The organism is Bacteroides sp. HPS0048 (assembly GCF_964240755.1).
GTDB lineage: Bacteria > Bacteroidota > Bacteroidia > Bacteroidales > Bacteroidaceae > Bacteroides > Bacteroides nordii.
The window spans coordinates 110,043-131,233 of the sequence record NZ_CAXSVC010000017.1 but is presented as its reverse complement, the minus strand read 5'-3'; the positions used below and the strand labels follow the sequence as shown (position 1 = coordinate 131,233).

Below are 21,191 nucleotides of genomic sequence, written 5' to 3'. Positions count from 1 at the left end.
TGTGTTTTTCATAGTATTAGATTTAAGGTTAACAAAGGTTGGAGCAAGGCGTTGCTCCTTTTTTTATGCCCATACCTCTCAAATCCCCCTTCCAACTGCATCAACTCCACACCGATTTTTACGCAACTTTGTGGTTATCTGAAAATAATCCCGTAAATTTGTTCCCAATTAATGAAATAACATAATAAATCACTATAAACAAAAGGATTATCGCTATGGAATATAATTTCAGGGATATTGAAAAGAAGTGGCAAAAACGGTGGGTAGAAAGTAAAACCTACCAGGTGAAGGAAGATGAATCGAAACAAAAATTCTATGTGCTGAATATGTTTCCCTATCCGTCGGGAGCAGGACTACATGTAGGACATCCGCTGGGATATATTGCTTCGGACATTTACGCCCGCTACAAACGCCTGCAAGGTTTCAATGTACTGAATCCTATGGGATATGACGCATACGGCCTGCCTGCCGAACAGTATGCTATCCAGACAGGGCAACACCCTGCTATTACAACCATAAAGAATATCGACCGCTATCGGGAGCAATTGGATAAAATAGGGTTCTCTTTTGACTGGAACCGCGAAATACGTACATGTGATCCGGAATATTATCATTGGACACAATGGGCGTTTGTGAAAATGTTCAATAGCTATTATTGTAACGATGAACAGCAGGCACGCCCTATCGAAGAGCTTATCCAGGCTTTCGGAATCTACGGAACAGAAGGTATGAACGTTGCTTGTAGTGAGGAACTCAACTTTACTGCTGACGAGTGGAAAGCAAAAAGTGAAAAAGAGCAGCAGGAAATCCTGATGAATTATCGTATCGCTTACCTGGGCAACACCATGGTGAACTGGTGTCCGGATCTGGGAACAGTACTTGCCAACGATGAAGTTGTAGACGGTGTTTCCGAACGCGGTGGTTTTCCGGTTATCCAAAAGGTAATGCGCCAGTGGTGTCTCCGTGTATCTGCTTATGCCCAACGTCTGCTCGATGGTCTGGATACTGTAGAATGGACAGATTCTCTGAAAGAGACTCAACGCAATTGGATTGGCCGTTCAGAAGGTGCCGAAATGCAGTTTAAAGTGAAAGATTCTGATATTGAATTCACCATTTTTACCACTCGTGCCGATACAGTATTCGGTGTAACCTTCATGGTACTTGCCCCCGAAAGTGAACTTGTGGCACAGCTCACTACTCCCGGACAACAAGCAGAAGTAGATGCTTACCTTGAACGCACCAAAAAGCGTACGGAACGTGAACGTATTGCCGACCGCAGTGTAAGCGGTGTATTCTCCGGAAGCTATGCCATCAACCCGCTGACAAACGAAGCTATCCCCGTATGGATCAGTGATTATGTATTGGCAGGTTATGGTACGGGAGCTATCATGGCCGTACCTGCACACGATAGTCGCGACTATGCGTTTGCCAAACACTTCGGTCTTGAAATCCGTCCGCTGATTGAAGGTTGTGATGTCAGTGAAGAAAGCTTCGATGCCAAAGAAGGTATCATGATGAACTCTCCACGTCCGGGTGCCCCCGAAGGTGGGCTGGTATTGAATGGTCTGACCGTAAAAGAAGCCATTGCCAAAACAAAAGAATATATCCAAACTTCCGGACTGGGACGTGTGAAAGTTAACTTCCGCTTACGCGACGCCATCTTCTCGCGCCAACGTTATTGGGGTGAACCCTTCCCAGTTTATTACAAAGACGGTATGCCCTATATGATTGACGAAGCTTGTCTGCCGCTCGAATTGCCGGAAGTTGACAAATTCCTGCCTACCGAAACCGGTGAACCTCCATTGGGACATGCTACCAAATGGGCATGGGACACTGTAAACAAGTGCATAACTGAAAACGACAAGATAGATAATATATCAATCTTCCCGCTCGAACTCAACACAATGCCGGGCTTTGCAGGTTCTTCCGCATACTACCTCCGCTATATGGACCCGCGCAATACCCAGGCACTTGTTGATCCCGCTATCTGCCAGTACTGGAAGAACGTTGATCTCTATGTAGGCGGTACGGAACATGCAACCGGACACCTGATTTACTCTCGTTTCTGGAATAAATTCCTGTATGACCTCAATGTATCTGTAATGGAAGAACCGTTCCAGAAACTCGTAAACCAGGGAATGATACAAGGACGCAGTAACTTTGTATACCGTATCAAGAATACCAATACGTTCGTTTCTCTGAACCTGAAAGATCAGTACGATGTCACTCCTATCCATGTAGATGTAAACATCGTATCCAATGATATTCTCGATCTGGAAGCTTTCAAAGCATGGCGTCCTGAATTTGAAACGGCAGAATTCATTCTTGAAGACGGCAAATATATCTGTGGCTGGGCAGTTGAAAAGATGAGTAAATCAATGTTCAACGTTGTGAACCCGGATATGATTGTAGAGAAATACGGTGCCGATACACTCCGCATGTATGAAATGTTCCTCGGTCCGGTAGAACAAGCCAAACCGTGGGATACAAACGGTATTGACGGTGTGCACCGCTTTATCCGTAAATTCTGGGCACTGTTCTATAACCGTAATGACGAGTATATCGTAACAGACGAACCAGCTACCAAAGAAGAGTTGAAGTCATTGCACAAACTGATTAAGAAAGTGACGAGTGACATCGAGCAATTCTCTTACAATACTTCAGTAAGCGCATTCATGATCTGTGTAAATGAACTCAGTACACTGAAATGCAGCAAGAAAGAGATATTGGAGAAATTGGTAATCGTCCTTGCTCCCTTCGCTCCGCACGTATGCGAAGAGCTATGGGATACATTGGGAAATACAACCTCTGTCTGCGATGCCCAATGGCCTGCTTTCAACGAAGAATACCTGAAGGAAGACGTAGTAAACTACACCATCTCTTTCAACGGTAAAGCCCGTTTTACTATGGAGTTTCCGGCAGATGCTGCCAGTGATGCTATCCAGGCGGAAGTATTGGCGGACGAACGTTCTCAGAAGTGGACGGAAGGTAAAACTCCGAAAAAGGTAATTGTAGTGCCGAAGAAGATTGTAAACGTTGTGATTTAAAATAAAATCTATATGTATAAACCTACAAAAGCTGAAGTGATGCGGGAAGCCAGAGATTACATCTTCATCACACTCGGATTGTTCAGTTATGCCCTCGGATGGGCTGCTTTTCTGATCCCGTATCAGATTACCACCGGGGGTACAACAGGTATTGGTGCCATCATCTATTATGCCACAGGATTTCCCATCCAATGGTCGTATTTCATCATCAATGCCGTACTGATGACCTTTGCTATCAAGATACTTGGTCCGAAGTTCAGCATCAAAACCACGTATGCCATCTTTATGCTTACGTTTTTGCTATGGTTTTTGCAATTAGTGGTAAACGGGGCGGACGGCGTTCCTCCTAAAGTATTAGGTGAAGGACAGGACTTCATGGCCTGCCTGATCGGAGCAGCGATGTGTGGTATAGGTTTAGGCGTAGTATTCAACTGCAACGGAAGCACCGGCGGTACGGATATCATTGCCGCTATCGTCAACAAATACAAAGATGTCACCTTAGGACGCATGATTATGATCTGTGACGTTGTCATCATCAGTTCTTGCTATTTCATTTTCAATGACTGGCGAAGAGTGATATTTGGCTTCGTAACGTTGCTTATCATCGGTTTCGTTCTGGACTATATTGTAAATAGCGCCCGTCAATCCGTACAGTTCTTTATTTTCTCTAAAGACTACGAAAAGATTGCCGACCGTATAACCAAAGAGACCCACCGCGGAGTGACCGTACTCGATGGTATAGGATGGTATAGCAAGCACAATGTAAAAGTGCTTGTAGTACTTGCCTACAAACGTCAGTCGGTTGAGATATTCCGGTTGGTAAAGGATATAGATCCGAATGCGTTTATCTCTCAAAGTTCCGTCATTGGAGTATACGGAGAGGGATTTGACAGGCTGAAGGTAAAATAGAAGCAACTTGTATCTTCAACCATTAAAACACAGATTAACACTAATTATCGCAGATTTAATTCAATCTTTGCATAAATTCGTGTTAATCTGTGTTTTTTTTACATTTAACACATTCTGTTTATAGATATTACACGCTCATTTAAGGTATATCGATAGCTCCGTAAGGTAAATCCATTGCCGCTCCCTCTTCTATCTCAAGACAGGCATTGTCACGTAACTTAATCACACCGTTGTTCTTTACTACAATCGTTCCCCCCTTCTGTACTACAACCCTTGCATTCAAGATATTGCCTCCATCTACTTCAAGCGTAGTCCCCGAACGAACTATCACCGATGAAGTATTATTCAAGGTCATCGTTTTCCCATTGGGAATTACCAGCCGTCCCGATTGTAATACCACATTTCCACACGGAGATTCCCCGTCCCATGTTTCATTGGCATTTACCAGCATTGGTTTACAAACCATCGGGAAATACTCTCCCGTATTCTGTGGATTACCACGCTTAACACCCCATTCTATAGCTGTAGGAATACCTTCGGTCTTCCACACATACAAATCTTTCTCACTACCGGCTATTATCTCATTTCTTCCATCGTTATCGATATCTGCAACACAAGGAGTATCCAGAAATTTCTCATCCGCTGACACAATCGGAAATCCCAAAATATCACTCCCGTCATTGTGTAAAGCATAAATGAATTTGTTATTACAACAAAATACGATATCCGGTACGGCATCTCCATCCACATCAGCCAGGATAGGAGTATTTATATTGGCTGCATAGGCTATTTGTGGTAGTAATCCATCAATCGACCTGCTAAAAATAGAATCGCCTGTATGTTTCCATGCTTTTACCACTCCACGACCTAATATGACAACTTCCAAATGACCGTCATTGTCTATATCACCCACAGACAAAGTGTGATCTAAAGAAGCACCATTGTCCGTGTAAGGAATCGTCTGGCTTCCATTCCAACCGGCAACCGTCTTATCTCCTTCCAAACTAATAGCATAGACATGGCTGATTGCTACATCATGTTGTGAAAAGACCAATTCCTTTTTTCCGTCTCCATTCAGATCACATACCACAGGAGCAGAGGCTAAATTGGCATCTCCCGCTCTCCAGAACGGATTCGTTGTAAAAGCTGTACCATCCTGCCGCCAGATATAAATACCCAATGAATCATACGAAGCTATAATCTCCATCTGCCCGTCATCATCAAGATCAGCAACAGCCAAGGCAGAACTATTGTAATCTTTTCCGCTGGTAATATTAGCATTGGGGTTCAACCGTCTCAGCTCATTTCCGTTATGATCCAAAATAAAGATATCAGAAGTCTGATGTGATTTAATAAGAACTTCCATCGTTCCATCCGAGCTTCCATCCAAATTGGCTATTACCGGACTCTGAAACATCGAATAAGGAATCTTCTTTTCCCACAATAAATCCGGCTTATGATCTCCATCCTTATCAAATGGAGAATAACAGTAAACGGCATTTTTATCTCTGTGGTCATCCTCCCAGGATGATACCACTATATTCTGCTCACCATTGCCTGATAAATCTCCGAAAGCAACCTGTCCTTTCAACATTACCGGTGTTTTAACAAACCCGCTTACCGTAGTCACATTCCCATCGATATCAAACAGTTCTTCTCCTGTAGGACGGAATCCCATTAAATAACCAATACGAGCACCATATCGATCTTCATAAACCCAGAATAACTCTTGCTTACCATCATTATCCACATCAGCAATATTCGGACAAGATTTAGAGGAATAATTACCTGTAGTAATTCGCCGTGGGAACGGACTAATCACGGGATACGAAGTCCATGTCTGATAAGCTGTACTCCACTCACTTTCATTCCCATTATCCAAAACCGTAGCTACCTTATAATGATATCTTGTCAATTTGGCAAGATTCTCATCCAAATAATATGTAGCAGTCAGTGGAAACTTATTCAACTTCCTGTACGTTCCATTTTCTCCATTATCACTACGATATATATTGTAACTTATCGACCTTCCCATAGAGGACCAATACACATTAATTGAAGTACTGTCAGCCTGAGATTTAACAGTCGATATGTCTATCATAGCAGGTCTTAATAATGGATTTACTGGAAAGTTCCAAGTCTTTCCATATTTATTGCTAACCTGCAATGTAAAATTCAATGCTCCTGTATAGCTACTTGATGTCTGAAATTGAAAAGCAATCGTACTTGTCTTTGTCTCAGTAAAAGGAATAGATGGATAAGTTACTTGTGTAGACGGACACGATGCCTGTACATTGTTTGAGATAAGTACGGCTTTCAATCCCGTAGCTTCAGCCCTTCCAATATTCATTAAGTCAATATTCATCTTCACCGTTTCACCTGCTTCTACTATAGTATTTCCATTGCTTGTCCAAGTAATTTTTTTATTACCGATTTCAACTTCAGGAGCATAAATATTATCTATCTTAAGCGACTGAGTTTTAATTTCACCATTTACTGATATTTGTAGATTCAAGTTTATTCCACTGGAATTATTTCTCAGATGTTCCCCGCTATCTTTATTTATTTTGAAAACGAACGGAGTAACAGATCCCACTACAGCATTACCGGCAATATTCCCAAATGTAGCATTAGCATTTACGATCTCTATATCATCGGATGTACTTACTAAAGATGCTGTTACTCCATTTAATGCGCTGTTTCCGGTGTTCCTCAGTTTTACAGTCAATTCAATCGTTTCTCCGGCATCTAACTGTCCATCACCATTTCCTATACTTGCACCAGTCCCTTTATCATTATAAATTAGATCTTCAACAGCTATAGCTGGCTCACTACCATTTTGCGATACTTGAATATCTCTTTCAACTGGTCTGAAATTATGGGCAGTGACTGTCACATTTACAACTCCTAATGTCTGTATAAAAACACCAATAGAATGACTTCCATTTCCAAGTTGATCTACATAATACAATTCATCTCCTTTTTGAATACAGATTCGAGCCGTTTCATTTTGTGGTAAGCCATTTATATTTACCATTATCATATTCTCACCTGTTGTTAAGGAAGCAGGCATTAATGTTACATCCATGTTTTTTGGAACATCACTCCATACCTGCATTTCAGGATCACCCAAAAGATGCAGAGCACAATTAGCTAATTTAAGATTTTTATATTTAGCATTTTCAACTGCTTTCTGATGAAGCACAGACAAATCATACCTACTGGTCGTATTAACAGACGTTTTATAAAGTTCAGATAAAAATTGCCCTAAATGAACATGCTCATCTGACCATCCTGTATCTGTATTACCAATATATGCAACAGCTCCACCTTGAGGATTATTCACAAAATGTTCAGCTATACAGTCTTTTGTTATATCCGCTGGCGAACAACCACCCGACATAACAATTTGGTAATAATATCCATTATTCAAATTATCCACATCCCAATTGGATATTGATTCATTCTTATCCTTAGAAGAAGTTCCCATCGCTCCCGGTGAAGAATGATCCATGTGATAAACAAGATGGAAATGATTTAAACCCGAATTTCCACCATTTTGTAAAGCGCCTACAAAATTGGCCTTATTCAATTCTTCTCCTTTACCGGACTGATCTTCATATACACTATGTTTATTACTACAAGTAGCAATATTGCTTTTACAGTTATAATGATCATAAATCAACCAACGATTCAAATTTGTCTTAGAATAAAAATTTGCAATTTCACTTCTTTTTTCATCAGACAAATAACCGGTATTTTCATTTTTAGAAATAAAGGCGTCTGCTGCTACCGAATTATTTATATATGAATAATTAATATTTAAATCTGCCTTTTCATAATGAATTACCTTATTAACGAATATCTCTGCCTCTTCTAATGTTTCCACCGGGGCTCTTCCTAATTTAAATGATACTCCCCAATCTTTACTATCATCAAAATCTATTTTATCAGCTTCAAAATATACGTTATTCCCATTCTTATTCCAGTTTCCACCTTCTACACAATTATAATAAAAATCAACTGCAACCCAATCTTTATTATCTGAAGATCTCGATTTCTTTACACGAGCAGGTATAACATTTGTATCTCCCCCAAGCAAAACAAACATAGAACCATATTTACGTTTGATATCAATCAAATAGTTACGTATTTTTTCTTGAATATCACTTCCTGCATATGTGATAGAAATATCCTCTACTGTTTCTATAATAGCAGGTATCCCTTTTTTAGTTTTCCAGTCAGCCAATATACGAAATTTCTCTTTCAAAGCTTCATTAGTGATAATCAGATACTCCGGCAGATAATTATCCACATCTGAATTAACCTTTTTTTCTGTTGCGTTTACTATTGCGCCTAAACGCCCTTTTCTAAAAGATGCTTTTACGTTCGGAGCAATTTCTGACAACATCTCCTTATTTTCAATAATTGATCGAATATAGTCCTCATCTAACTGACTTAAGTATTCCGATTGCTTTTCTATTATTGAATTTGAAACCGACTCCTTAGCCATCGAAAAAGTTAAAGAATAAGTAATATCACAAGTGTATAGTTTCCTCTGTTTAGGAATATACTCAATTGGATAAAATCTCACTGTTACAAGATGATAACCAAAGTCCACTCTATCCGAAATGATTTCGGCATACTTTCCCGGAAAAGGATTCGATGAATTATAAATATCACTATTGGGTTCTACCCATGATGAACGACTTTCTCCAATAGGAATCGGTGGTTGAGCCGGATATAATAAAACATCTTCTCTTTGTAATTTTCTATTTACGGACTTTACCTGTATTGCTGCCTGAACATTCATCGGTATAAGAAATGTTTTCACACAATATGGGATCTGAGGCATTCCCGGTTCATCAATATATCCGGTCTCAGAGGATATTTGTATATATTCACCATTTACCTGATAAGTAAAATCTATATCCGGATTCCATTGTATCGTACCTTCTACTTGGGCACTTAAATTCGTGACAACTATAATAGCCATCAAACAAACTAATATTTTTTTCATAAATCATTTATTTATGCAGTTTTACCTTTTCGCTTGTCCCACCTTCATAAACAACTTCTAAAAACAACAGTCCGTGTAACTGATTATTCATTTCTAAAGTACACGAATTACCATTTACGATTTTATCTAATAATAAAATGCCACTTAACACATATAATCTTACTTCTGATATTTTCCGCGTACCCGTTATATTCAAGTTATCAGCATCTAAAAAAACTTTCAAGCCAGACAATGAAATCTCATTAACCGAAGACGGATTGAGTTTGTTATTTATATCCCTAAACTTCGTCCAGCCGGGTGCATAGCAATAAGCATCGAAACTCTCTTCAGGAACATGTAATCTTGTCCAGTATGGGTTTGCAAATGGATTGCCAATCAGTACAGGAGGCACAATTGCATTACAAACAACCAAATCCATGTTCCGATATTCTAAATCCCAATCAAAATCGTTATTACGATTGGTTTCTTGATTATTTCTACCGACAGGTATACGAGCTTTTACCCAGAAAGCACCTTCTTCTACTGTCTTTAAAGTTGACGGTAAAGTTACTTCATGCAGAAAAGCTCTTTCAAACGCTAATCTATTTATTATTTCGGTACCTTCCGGAATTACATATTCTGTGAAATATGTAGTATTTTGAGATTCTTCTTGTGATTTTTTTCTTTTCGGAGGATAACGCAATAATCTTTTTTGATCCATAGAAAAAAGAACATTATTTACCACCACACAATTTGCTCCATCCGATACATAAAATTCACGTATTGGAGACTCGTAAAAAATATCTCTACCTATCAACAGCGGAAAGTTACTCCAAGTCACAGATACCAAAGAAGAACAATAAAAAAAGGCATTATCTCTTATTTCCTTTAAAGTAGAAGGTAAAATGACATGGCACAAAAATTCGGATTGATTAAAAGCTTTTACATCTATTATTTCCGTACCCTCTGGAACAACGTATTCTTTATCAACTTTACTTTCCTGATACTTAATCAGTGTTTTTCCGTCAGCTGAGAAGGCAACCCCATCAATCACTATATTTTGAGAATACAATAAAGTACCCAAAAACATGAAAATCGTAAATTGTAATATTCTATTCATAATTACCTCACATTTATTCGGTTAATATCATCTTTTTCGTATCAACTTCTTTACCATCTACAATCAATGAATACATATACATTCCCGGAATCAACTCATAGCCATTGATAGTTACTGAACCATTTCCTCGTGACTCAATATTGATTTGTTTAATCTGTTTTCCTTGAAGATTATAGATATGGATACTGGCTCTGGAAGATGTTTCGGGGATAAAGAAAGAAATGGTAGTCTGCTCCTTAAAAGGATTGGGTATATTGGAATAAAGTTTGGCTTTCAGCTTTTCATCCAACAACGAGTTTACATCCGATTGCTCGTCTGCATCACTGATAGTAGATCGGGCTTGAATGCTTTTAGCTTGTTTCAATTCGTCAATTTCATTCTGCTGTTCTTTGATGGCTTCCACTAATAAAGGAATAATTTCAGAATAAGCAATGGCTTTCTTTCCATTGGGTAATGTATAAACAGCTTCCGGGAATATTTCTTCCAATTCCTGTGCGATAAAACCAGCCTTCTTTCTTTTCTTTTCAGCTTTTATCTTATTAACAATTTCAACCGGTACAGGAGACTGAGCGGATAAAGTATCTCTGGAAGAAACATCACTTTGAAGAGTATTTACAGTAGTTGATTCATCAACCTGTTCCTTTAGCTTATAGGTAACACCTCTCATTTGTCTGATCGTATTCAGGCTATTACTTATTGAACTGATATTTTCTTTATAGGATTCATCAGAAGCTGTTAATAGACTACCTTTTGAATAAACAGTTCCATCTCCAGCTACATAAAAAGTAAGTGGACTTCCACCATTTCTAACATCTCTTACAACGTAAGCCATATCGGTATCCCGCCATGAATAAACTTTTATGATATCACCATAATCACTGGGAAATTTTGCATAAGCCATTAATGCACACCTATTATAAGTATATATATTGATATACGAAGGAGTATCCAGTCCTATAGAAGGATCAGCTCCAAAGCCAATACCACCATTTTTATTTATTGTTATTCCTTGTTTTGCTACTCCTCCAAAATTTAGATAACCATAATCTCCATTAGAATATAATTTTAAAGGAAGAGTATTAGTTAATGAACTATCGTAAATAGCCAACCCGTTATTAACCCCTGTTTTTCCAATATCAAGAAGACCATACTTCGGATTATTAGTACCAATACCAACTTTACCATTTGAAAGAACCTTTACCTGTGCACTCATTTGTATACAAAAAAGAGAAAGGCATAATGTAATGAATAGTTTTTTTGATTCCATAGTAATTGTATTTTTAAAATTTATCAAAAATAAACAAAATAATAACAACTCATATATAACAATGAAATTATTTAACATATATTGCACTAAAATATCAATTTTGACAAAAAATATATTGTCTATAAAAAAATTATTGCTTTTTGATGTATATTTGCCTGTAATTAAAACTCTGAATCAATGAAAAGAAAACTTGTATTTGTTACAAACAATCTTCACAAATTGAATGAAGTATCTACTATTTTAGAAAATAAAATAGAACTACTCAGCTTAAATGATATCAATTGTCATATAGATATTCCTGAAACTTCTAATACATTAGAAGGAAATGCTTTGTTAAAAGCCCAATACATTTACAGTAACTATAAATTAAATTGTTTTGCCGATGATACAGGTCTGGAAGTAGAAGCTTTAAATGGTGAACCGGGAGTGTATTCTGCTCGTTACGCAGGTGATATTCATAATTCAGAAGCTAATATGTTAAAATTACTTCATAATATGGAGAATAAAAAAAATCGTCAGGCGCAATTCCGTACCGTTATTTCACTCATACTCGACGAAACTGAATATCAGTTTGAAGGAATAATAAAAGGCAAAATAATAACAGAAAAGCGAGGGTCGTCTGGATTCGGCTACGATCCAATTTTCATCCCGGAAGGGTATGATAAAACTTTTGCTGAACTTGGCGATGAAATAAAAAACAAAATAAGCCATCGTGCACAAGCAGTTAATAAACTATGTAAATTCCTGTTTACCATACAATAAACAAGTTATAAACAAGTTAATATAAAAAGCATATAGACAATCTATGTGCTTTTTTTAATCTGTAGTTTATGAAAAAGAAAATAGTCTATATCTGTGCTTTATTCCTGATTATCACACCATTTTTATATGCACAACATGCCATTGGTAGTTGGCAAAATTATTTGTCTTACCACAACGTTACACGTACTGAACCTGCTGGCAATCTTATTTATGCCATAGGAAACGGAAGTTTATTTTCCTATGATAAAGAAGACACAAGCATTCAATGTTATTGGAAGGGTAACCTACTGAGTGATACTGACATTTCTTATATAGCTTACAATAAAGAATATAAAACATTAATCATTATATATTCTAATGCCAATATTGACTTACTCGTAAATGATAAGGAAGTATATAATTTACCGGATTATATGAATAAAAATATGATTCAAACCAAAAATGTTAATCATATTTGTTTCGCTAAAGAATATGCTTATCTCTCTACTTCTTTTGGTGTCATGGTTTTAAATTTAAAGAAAAGAGAAATAGCTAATACTTATATCCTCAATAAGAAAATTAATGCTTGCGCAGTAGATGATATCAAAATTTACGCAGCATCTTCAGAAGGATTATTAACAGGATTATTAACTGATAATTTATTGGATAACAATAACTGGAATAAAGTATCTGATATTGTATACTCCTTTCTTTCAATCTATAATGATAATTTGGTAGGAAATATTCTCTATCAAGGTATATATCTTATTAACAGATCTGATTATAGTTATTCACAACTTATAGGTGGATATTACAGTTTTATGTACACTTATGAAGATAAGCTCATTGCAAGTAATGAAAACTCGCTAGCATTATTTGATAATATAAAGAAAATTCATTATCTTGATCATTATTTAGGTATAGCGCATCTTTCTTATGAAAATGGAATATATTGGTCAGCTGGACAGGAAAAAGGACTTGTTGGTATGAAATTTGACACAACTAATAAATCTTTAGAAACAATAGTGTCCTCTATTATCCCAAATAGTCCAAAAAGAAATCTAACTTATCGCATGAAGTTTGAAGGGGAAAAACTATTTATAGCTGGAGGTGGTAAAACTAGCCAACCTCAAGAAGGAACAATCATGTTCTTTGAAGACAAAACATGGAATAGTTTTCAAGAGGAAGGAATAGATGAGAAAACTGGAATAGCTTACAGAAACATTAGCTCCATAACTCAAGATCCTGCTGATGAAAAACGTCATTTTGCATCTTCAGTCACCCAAGGATTATATGAATTTTATGATAAGAAATTCGTAAAACACTATACATACAATAATAGTCCGCTTGAAGTAGCAGTACCTATAACCGATCCAGGAATATATAAAGATTTTGTACGAATTAATGGACTTACATATGACAATGATAACAATTTATGGATGACAAACTATGAAGTAAAGCATTTTATACATGTATTAAAACCAGATGGAAAATGGGTAAATCTACATTATCCAGAAGTAGATACCACAATAAGTCTTGAAAATATTATTTTTGATAAACGTGGATGGTTATGGGCTACTGCATGGGGATATAACTATGGAGTTTTTTGTTTGAATACTAAAAACACGTTAGAAGATCCCGGTGATGATCAACATAAATTCGTTACTAATTTTATAAATCAGGACGGAACACTTCTTAGCCACAAAAAAATCTATTGCATTGTAGAAGATAAAAATGGAATTATCTGGATTGGAACAGCTCAAGGTCCGATTATTCTTAATAATCCATCTAATTTTTTTAAAGATGATTTTTATTGTACACAAATCAAAGTTCCGAGAAACGATGGCACTAACCTTGCTGATTATTTATTAGCAAGTGATGAGATAACTGCTATTGCTGTAGACGGAGGTAATCGTAAATGGATAGGAACAGGATCTAATGGAATTTATTTATTGAGTCCTGATGGCTTAGAAACAATCCATCATTTTACTGCCGAAAATAGCCCATTATTATCAAATAATATACAATCTATTGCTATAAATCCCAATACAGGCGAAGTATTTATAGGAACAAATAAAGGGTTATTATCATACCAAAGTGATGCTATAGAACCAAAAGATAGTTTTGTAGATGATGATGTATATGCATATCCCAATCCTGTAAAACAAGATTATGCAGGAGTTATTACTATTACCGGACTTATGATGGATACGGATATTAAAATAACCAATGTTAGTGGTAAACTTATTTATGCAGGAACTTCTGTCGGAGGACAATTTACATGGAATGGACGTAATCTACAAGGTAATAAAGTTCCTTCCGGTATCTATTTTGTCTTAGCAGCCGATAAAGATGGAAAACAAAGTATTGCAACAAAAATATTAATTATTAAATGAATAATTTATTAAATGAATCTTCAAAAAAATTACTTAAGAAAGGAAACTGTTTTGACTTTCTTAGATATTTTTTTGCCATATCACTTATCATTGCACATTTTTGTACACTGACAAACATTGATCAATTTTGGTTTGTAACAGGTACAACACGAGTGAAAGCTTTTTTCATCATGAGTGGTTTCTTAGTATTTTATAGTTATATAAGAAGAGAAGATTTAAAAGATTACATTGAAAAAAGAATACGAAGAATATTACCTGCATATTTAATAGTTATTATATTCTGTTTTTTATTAGGTTCTTTTATTACAACCATAGGAACTAAAGACTTCTTCACATCAAAAGAAACTTATAAATATCTAATAGCTAATTTTAGTTTTCTCAATTTTATTCAACCTACTCTACCAGGGGTTTTCGAACACAATCCGATACAAGCTGTTAATGGTTCATTGTGGACTATGAAAGTTGAAGTTATGTTTTACATAAGTGTACCTATTATTCTATATTTATTAAAGAAATACAAAGTTATATTTGTAATGATTAGTATTTTCTTATTTGCTACGATCTATAATTACTGTTTCACTGTGCTATATGAGCAAACAAATAATGATTTATATTTATTAATAAGAAAACAAATAGGAAGTCAATTAATGTACTTTTATTCTGGTACATTTATACTTCTATATCTTGATAAATTTACAAAATATTTAAAATTCTTTTTTCCAATAGCAATCGTTATATATTATTATCAGGATTCTAATTTTTTGTTTTCAACATTTGAACCTTTAGCATTTGCCACTATTCTTATAGGTCTCGCTTATAATCTAAAATACCTAAACTTTCTCAGAAAATATGATAACATTTCATATGGTATGTATTTATATCATTATCCTATTATACAAACTATTATCTATTATAAAATACCTCAGTTTAATATTTATTTCGCATTTTTTCTTACTCTCATTCTAACTATTTTAATTTCTCTATTATCATGGAGATTCATAGAGAAACCAATTATACAAAAAAGACTGTTTTGAGTTTAATAAAACAAAACAGTCTCTCTATAATAAATACAAAATAATTTTTTATTATAATCCTAATTTCTCCGAAATCTCCAACATCCGCTTTATCGGCTTTACCGCTTTCTCTGCTATTTCCGGATCAACCAGTATCTCCGGTGACTCATTCTTCAGACACTCATAGAGCTTCTCCAGCGTATTTAGTCTCATAAAGCTACACTCGTTACATGCACAGGTACTATCATTCGGTGGAGCGGGAATAAACGTCTTTTCCGGGCATTTCTTCTGCATCTCATGAAGAATACCCGATTCGGTAGCTACAATGAATCGTTGTTCACTGCTGTTAACAGCATATTTCAATAAGGCAGCTGTAGAACCTACAACGTCTGCCAGTTTCAATACTGTACTCTTACATTCAGGATGCGCAAGTACGATGGCATCAGGATATTGTGTTTTCAGCTCCAGAATCTTTTCTACCGAAAACTGCTCATGCACATGACAGGCACCATCCCACAATAACATCTGCCGGTTCGTAACTGAGTTGATATAATTTCCAAGATTGCGATCCGGACCAAAAATTATTTTCTCATCTTTGGGAAAGCTTTCTACTATTTGCTTTGCATTGGTAGAAGTTACCACTACATCGGTTACAGCTTTCACAGCAGCCGTTGTATTGACATAGGATATCACCGTATATCCGGGATGCTCTTTGACAAACTGTGCAAACTGATCTGCCGGACAACTATCGGCCAATGAACAACCTGCATTCATATCAGGCACTAATACCTTCTTTTCAGGACAGAGCACCTTTGCCGTTTCACCCATAAAATGAACACCGCACATCACAATGATATCCGCTTTTGTTTTGGCAGCCCATTGAGCCAATGCCAGACTGTCGCCTACATAGTCGGCGATATCTTGTATCTCACCCTTCTGGTAGTAGTGACCCAGAATAACTGCATTCTTTTCTTTTTTCAGCTCGTTAATAGCTTTTATGAGTTCATTCATAATAATTTTATTTTCTCTCCTTTTTAAAGAAAAATCCTTTGTTAGTGATAATAGGCTGTTAATAGTGTTAGCAAATAAAAGCTGTTTTTCTTGTCAGATAAGTTATTAGTCTCCAATACACAGTTATCAGTATATTATGAACGAACTGAAAAGAGGCTATTGGCTGATAATAAGCTATCTCTCAATTTGTATTAACACCTTGTTGATAAAGTGCAAAGTTAAAAACTTTATGGATATAAACAGGGTAATAAGTGCTGAAAAATATGTTTAAGAATGCATTGAAAGTTTATATTAACTTTTTTGTATTGTTCATTATGAGTCTTCCTTATACCTTCTTCTGAATAATGCAAGAGTTAGTTTTCAAAATCTTTGCTTTAAGTTTTGACAGGTTTTCAACGGTTATAAACAGGTGTGTTAACAGAAAAGAATTACTTTTGCAGTAGCTAAGAAATAATAAGGATATGAACATGCGAAAATTGAAAATAACCGAGCTGAACCGGATAAGTGCAGAGGAATTTAAAGAAGCGGATAAACTGCCTTTGGTAGTAGTACTGGATGATATCAGGAGCTTGCATAATATTGGTTCTGTGTTCCGTACGTCAGATGCATTTCGTATTGAATGTATTTATCTGTGTGGGATTACGGCTACTCCTCCGCATCCGGAAATGCATAAGACAGCTTTAGGTGCCGAATTTACAGTTAACTGGAAGTATGTTAATAACGCTGTTGAAGCTGTTGATAACCTCAAAAATGAAGGATATATTGTTTATTCGGTGGAACAGGCTGAAGGCAGTATCATGTTGGATGAACTGGAACTGGATAAGACAAAGAAATATGCCATCGTTATGGGAAATGAAGTGAAAGGAGTACAACAGGAAGTTATTGACCATTCGGATGGTTGTATAGAAATTCCCCAATATGGTACTAAACATTCACTGAATGTATCTGTGACGACGGGGATTGTAATATGGGACCTCTTTAAGAAGCTAAAAATTAGTGATAAGTGATTAGTAAGCTGCGCGAATATACCACATGGAACTAATCACTTATCACTAAACTACTCATCACTATTTCAAATTTGTCCGTTTTCCACCAATATCACCACCCGTTCGGTGAGTTTATCTTCACCATTCGGGTCGTATTCTTTTTTAAGACTAGCACCGAAGAGAGCGGCAAAGGTTTGATAGAAACCTGCTTTAAAAGGTCCCATGAAAGCTTTTACTAATTCAAAAGAGGTTTGATTACTTTGTCGGTCTACCAGCTTTATTAACAATTTACCCTGTGCAAAAGAAAGTTTTTTCATCCGGGGGGTATATTGGTCTTTGAGCCCTTTTTCTACTCTTTTAATGTGTTTCTGACGTGCTTTTTCGTTTGGGAGAGTTTGCAGATATTCATAAGTTTCGAGTATGGTACGGTTGATTTCCCGGGCTATGGGATATACCTTCTTGACATTTCTTACCAACCTATAATACTCCATGCGTTCTTTATCATTTTTAAACTTTAATGGCTTAAAAATATAAACGGTAGGTAGTTGTACACAGGGGATGGTATCTCCTTCATAAATACAAACCGGAACAAGGTATCCTCCTCTGCTTTGTTTATCTTGTGCCAGAACGGACTGGAAAGAAAGAAACAGAGCAAACAGTGTAAGTATTACTATGTTAGGTCTTGTATTCATGTCGCAAAATTACAAGATTATTTTATTATTTGTTCAATTCCTTGTAGTGTTAACCTATTTAAAGTATCTTCGCTATCTGACAAAAGTAAAAATGAATGAAAAGCACATGCCTTTTTCGGCTGTTTTTAGTTATTAACCTCTTGTTGATAATGCCTGTTAATAAAGCTCAGAACCCTTCTGTGGATATTCTGGAGGAGGTTATTGAGGATATCTCTGTTAATAACGATGACAGTGAAGAGATAAATTGGGAAGATAAGATTGAGGAACTTTCTGAACGTATTCAGCAACCTGTCAATCTGAATACCGCTACCAAAGAACAGTTGGAGCAGCTTCCTTTTCTATCTGATATTCAGATTGAGAACCTGTTGGCTTATGTGTATATTCATGGGCAGATGCAAACCATTTATGAATTACAGTTGGTAGAAGAGATGGATCGTCGGACTATTCATTATTTACTTCCTTTTGTTTGTGTACAACCTGTTGATAAGAAAGAGTCTTTGCCCCGTCTAAAGGATGTGTTCAGGTATGGTAAACATGAAGTGTTAACTCGTTTGGATATTCCGTTCTATACACGTAAGGGATATGAAAAAACTTATTTAGGACCCTCTATGTACCACTCTCTGCGATATGGCTTTCGGTATAGAGAGAATGTTTATGCCGGTATAACCGGAGAAAAAGACGCGGGTGAACCTTTTGGTGCATTACATAATAAACAGGGCTATGATTACTATTCATATTACTTGTTAATAACTAAAATAGGACGGTTGAAAACTCTGGCTTTAGGCAACTATCGGTTAAGCTTTGGTCAAGGGTTAGTAGTGAATACTGATTTTCTTATGGGAAAGAGTATTTATCTTTCTTCATTGACATTCCGGAACGGAGGTATACGAAAACATTCTTCTACGGATGAATATAATTATTTTCGGGGAGTAGCTACTGCTGTAGAACTAAGTAAACATCTGGTATTATCAGCTTTTTATTCACATCGCAGTATGGATGGAGTGATAGAGGAAGGTGAAATAACTTCTATTTATAAGACTGGTTTACATCGTAGTCAGAAGGAGGCTGATAAAAAGAATGTTTTCACAATGCAATTAACAGGTGGAAATATGACTTATACAAATAATCATCTGAAATTGGGATTGACTGGTATTTACTACTTTTTTGATCATTCTTTTGAACCCGAACTACGACAGTATTCCAAATATAATATTCATGGTAACAGGTTTTATAATGTAGGACTGGATTATGGATATCGTTGGCATCGTTTTTCTTTTCAGGGAGAAGCAGCTATTGGCAAAAAGGGATTTGCTCTTTTAAATAAATTGCAGTATTCTCCTGTACAAGGAGCCAATTTATTGTTGATACATCGTTATTATACACATGATTATTGGGCAATGTTTGCCCGTTCGTTTGGCGAAGGTAGTAATGTACAGAATGAAAATGGCTGGTATTTTGCCGGTGAAATATCTCCTTTCCGTCATTGGAAATTCTTTGCATCTATAGATTTATTCTCTTTTCCCTGGTGGAAGTACAGGATAAGTAAACCTTCGCAAGGTATTGATGGAGTGTTACAAATGAACTTTACTCCTCATAGAGAACTTACTATGTATCTGAATTATCGTTATAAACGAAAAGGAAGAGATGTGACCGGAACGAGTGGTGAAATTACTCTGCCAACTTATCACCATCGGTTGCGCTACCGGCTGAACTATTCACCGGATGATTTGTTTTCCCTTCGTACAACGGTTGATTATAATAATTTCCACTCTTCAGGGGAAGTAGCTGGTCAGGGTTATCAGATTACGCAAATGATAGCTTACCGTTTATCCTGTATTCCGCTAAGGGCTGAACTACAAGGAAGCTTCTTTCATACCGATAATTATGATACCCGTGTATACGTTGCAGAAAAAGGTTTGCTTTATACTTTTTACACTCCTTCGTTTCAGGGTAAAGGAATACATCTGGCAATCAATATGCGCTGTGATCTGAATACACATTGGATGATGATAATTAGGATGGGACAAACGATATACTATGATCGTAATGAAATAGGTTCCGGATATGACTTGATACGAAATAATAAAAAAGCAGACTTACAGATGCAATTACGCCTGAAGTTTTAATATATTTGCATGATAGTATTATCAATCGTAAATTGTAAATCGTCAAATTGTAAAATCTCATCATGACTGTTATTTATCCTTCCCCTATATTTGGCCCTGTTCATTCCCGCCGTTTGGGAGTATCTTTGGGAATAAATCTTTTACCCTCCGATGGAAAGGTATGTTCGTTTGATTGTATCTATTGTGAATGTGGTTTTAATGCAGATCATCGCCCTTCTAAGCCCTTGCCTACTCGTGAGGAAATACGTGAAGCACTTGAAACCCGCTTGAAAGATATGCTGGTAAATGGTCCTTTTCCTGATGTGCTGACTTTTGCCGGGAATGGTGAACCTACGGCACATCCTTATTTTCCGGAAATTATTGAAGATACGCTGGCTCTTCGTGATAAGTATTTCCCGAAAGCAAAAGTGAGCGTATTGAGTAATTCAACGTTTATTCATCGTCCGGCTGTATTCGAAGCATTGAATAAGATAGATAATAATATTTTAAAACTGGATACAGTGGATAGTGATTATATTCATCTAATTGACCGTCCTGTCGGTAAATATTCTGTATCAGAGATAATTGATAATCTGAAAGCTTTTAAAGGAAACTGTATTATCCAGACAATGTTTATGAAAGGTACTTATCGGGGACAAGATGTGAATAATACTTCTGATAAGTATGTATTACCCTGGTTAGAAATGATAAAGGAGATTGCTCCCCGGCAAGTGATGATTTATACGATTGATCGTGAAACTCCTGACCATGATTTGCAGAAAGCTACACATGAAGAATTAGATAGAATACTATCTTTATTAACTGAAGCAGGTATTTCCGCATCTGCTTCTTATTAGAAGAAGGAATTGAAAACATCCCTATGTTTTATAATACAACATCCCCAT

Annotated in this window: 13 protein-coding genes; 8 read left to right on the top strand and 5 right to left on the bottom strand. The window is 36.4% G+C overall.

What is annotated here, in order from left to right:
* The first annotated feature begins 215 nt into the window (after positions 1-215).
* Positions 216-3,047 carry a leucine--tRNA ligase gene (gene leuS / locus ACESQI_RS14380; protein ID WP_279209267.1) on the top strand — a complete coding sequence of 944 codons (2,832 nt, stop codon included), beginning with the start codon at positions 216-218 and terminating at the stop codon, positions 3,045-3,047.
* A 12-nt stretch (positions 3,048-3,059) separates the two neighbouring features.
* On the top strand, positions 3,060-3,956 hold the full coding sequence (locus ACESQI_RS14375; RefSeq protein WP_007483037.1) for a YitT family protein: 897 nt from the start codon (positions 3,060-3,062) through the stop codon (positions 3,954-3,956).
* Positions 3,957-4,095: 139 nt separating this feature from the next.
* Here ACESQI_RS14375 and ACESQI_RS14370 read toward each other — a convergent pair whose 3' ends face one another.
* The 3 genes from ACESQI_RS14370 to ACESQI_RS14360 are packed head-to-tail and all read right to left on the bottom strand — an operon-like array spanning position 4,096 to position 11,342.
* Positions 4,096-8,976 (bottom strand): C25 family cysteine peptidase, encoded by a 4,881-nt coding sequence (locus tag ACESQI_RS14370; protein WP_373126450.1) that lies wholly within the window; start codon positions 8,974-8,976, stop codon positions 4,096-4,098.
* 7 nt (positions 8,977-8,983) lie between these two features.
* Complete coding sequence (locus tag ACESQI_RS14365; protein ID WP_373126448.1) at positions 8,984-10,075, bottom strand: leucine-rich repeat protein; 1,092 nt, start codon at positions 10,073-10,075, stop codon at positions 8,984-8,986.
* A 13-nt stretch (positions 10,076-10,088) separates the two neighbouring features.
* Positions 10,089-11,342: a tail fiber domain-containing protein gene (locus tag ACESQI_RS14360; RefSeq protein WP_256142076.1), complete on the bottom strand. Its 1,254-nt coding sequence runs from the start codon at positions 11,340-11,342 to the stop codon at positions 10,089-10,091.
* A 177-nt stretch (positions 11,343-11,519) separates the two neighbouring features.
* On the opposite strand from ACESQI_RS14360, the gene ACESQI_RS14355 reads away from it, so the two are divergent.
* The 3 genes from ACESQI_RS14355 (at position 11,520) to ACESQI_RS14345 (ending at position 15,513) form a co-directional block, all read left to right on the top strand.
* Positions 11,520-12,104, top strand: a complete 585-nt coding sequence (locus tag ACESQI_RS14355; RefSeq protein WP_256142077.1) for a non-canonical purine NTP diphosphatase — start codon at positions 11,520-11,522, stop codon at positions 12,102-12,104.
* Positions 12,105-12,172: 68 nt separating this feature from the next.
* Positions 12,173-14,479, top strand: a complete 2,307-nt coding sequence (locus ACESQI_RS14350; protein ID WP_256142078.1) for a two-component regulator propeller domain-containing protein — start codon at positions 12,173-12,175, stop codon at positions 14,477-14,479.
* Positions 14,476-15,513 carry an acyltransferase gene (locus tag ACESQI_RS14345; RefSeq protein WP_002558458.1) on the top strand — a complete coding sequence of 346 codons (1,038 nt, stop codon included), beginning with the start codon at positions 14,476-14,478 and terminating at the stop codon, positions 15,511-15,513. The genes ACESQI_RS14350 and ACESQI_RS14345 overlap by 4 nt, the downstream gene beginning before the upstream one ends.
* A gap of 51 nt (positions 15,514-15,564) precedes the next feature.
* On the opposite strand, the gene nadA is transcribed toward ACESQI_RS14345, so the two are convergent.
* Positions 15,565-16,503, bottom strand: a complete 939-nt coding sequence (nadA, locus tag ACESQI_RS14340) for a quinolinate synthase NadA (RefSeq protein WP_002558459.1) — start codon at positions 16,501-16,503, stop codon at positions 15,565-15,567.
* A 467-nt stretch (positions 16,504-16,970) separates the two neighbouring features.
* Between nadA and ACESQI_RS14335 the strand changes: the two genes are divergently transcribed.
* Positions 16,971-17,510 (top strand): RNA methyltransferase, encoded by a 540-nt coding sequence (locus ACESQI_RS14335; protein WP_025866628.1) that lies wholly within the window; start codon positions 16,971-16,973, stop codon positions 17,508-17,510.
* A gap of 65 nt (positions 17,511-17,575) precedes the next feature.
* Here the strand turns inward: ACESQI_RS14335 and ACESQI_RS14330 are convergent, their stop codons facing one another.
* Positions 17,576-18,181 (bottom strand): DUF4294 domain-containing protein, encoded by a 606-nt coding sequence (locus tag ACESQI_RS14330; protein ID WP_223381628.1) that lies wholly within the window; start codon positions 18,179-18,181, stop codon positions 17,576-17,578.
* 95 nt (positions 18,182-18,276) lie between these two features.
* Between ACESQI_RS14330 and ACESQI_RS14325 the strand changes: the two genes are divergently transcribed.
* Together ACESQI_RS14325 and ACESQI_RS14320 are read left to right on the top strand one after the other, a co-directional pair.
* Positions 18,277-20,307 carry a helix-hairpin-helix domain-containing protein gene (locus ACESQI_RS14325; RefSeq protein ID WP_373126445.1) on the top strand — a complete coding sequence of 677 codons (2,031 nt, stop codon included), beginning with the start codon at positions 18,277-18,279 and terminating at the stop codon, positions 20,305-20,307.
* 62 nt (positions 20,308-20,369) lie between these two features.
* Positions 20,370-21,143, top strand: coding sequence for a radical SAM protein (locus tag ACESQI_RS14320; RefSeq protein WP_373126444.1), 774 nt, complete (start codon positions 20,370-20,372; stop codon positions 21,141-21,143).
* The last annotated feature ends 48 nt before the right edge of the window (positions 21,144-21,191 follow it).

What these genes read in the sequence shown, in the direction of transcription:
- leuS (WP_279209267.1), top strand. Translation starts at nt 216, where the DNA reads ATGGAATATAATTTCAGGGATATTGAAAAGAAGTGGCAAAAACGGTGG.
- ACESQI_RS14375 (WP_007483037.1), top strand. Translation starts at nt 3,060, where the DNA reads ATGTATAAACCTACAAAAGCTGAAGTGATGCGGGAAGCCAGAGATTAC.
- ACESQI_RS14370 (WP_373126450.1), bottom strand. Translation starts at nt 8,976, where the DNA reads ATGAAAAAAATATTAGTTTGTTTGATGGCTATTATAGTTGTCACGAAT.
- ACESQI_RS14365 (WP_373126448.1), bottom strand. Translation starts at nt 10,075, where the DNA reads ATGAATAGAATATTACAATTTACGATTTTCATGTTTTTGGGTACTTTA.
- ACESQI_RS14360 (WP_256142076.1), bottom strand. Translation starts at nt 11,342, where the DNA reads ATGGAATCAAAAAAACTATTCATTACATTATGCCTTTCTCTTTTTTGT.
- ACESQI_RS14355 (WP_256142077.1), top strand. Translation starts at nt 11,520, where the DNA reads ATGAAAAGAAAACTTGTATTTGTTACAAACAATCTTCACAAATTGAAT.
- ACESQI_RS14350 (WP_256142078.1), top strand. Translation starts at nt 12,173, where the DNA reads ATGAAAAAGAAAATAGTCTATATCTGTGCTTTATTCCTGATTATCACA.
- ACESQI_RS14345 (WP_002558458.1), top strand. Translation starts at nt 14,476, where the DNA reads ATGAATAATTTATTAAATGAATCTTCAAAAAAATTACTTAAGAAAGGA.
- nadA (WP_002558459.1), bottom strand. Translation starts at nt 16,503, where the DNA reads ATGAATGAACTCATAAAAGCTATTAACGAGCTGAAAAAAGAAAAGAAT.
- ACESQI_RS14335 (WP_025866628.1), top strand. Translation starts at nt 16,971, where the DNA reads ATGCGAAAATTGAAAATAACCGAGCTGAACCGGATAAGTGCAGAGGAA.
- ACESQI_RS14330 (WP_223381628.1), bottom strand. Translation starts at nt 18,181, where the DNA reads ATGAATACAAGACCTAACATAGTAATACTTACACTGTTTGCTCTGTTT.
- ACESQI_RS14325 (WP_373126445.1), top strand. Translation starts at nt 18,277, where the DNA reads ATGAAAAGCACATGCCTTTTTCGGCTGTTTTTAGTTATTAACCTCTTG.
- ACESQI_RS14320 (WP_373126444.1), top strand. Translation starts at nt 20,370, where the DNA reads ATGACTGTTATTTATCCTTCCCCTATATTTGGCCCTGTTCATTCCCGC.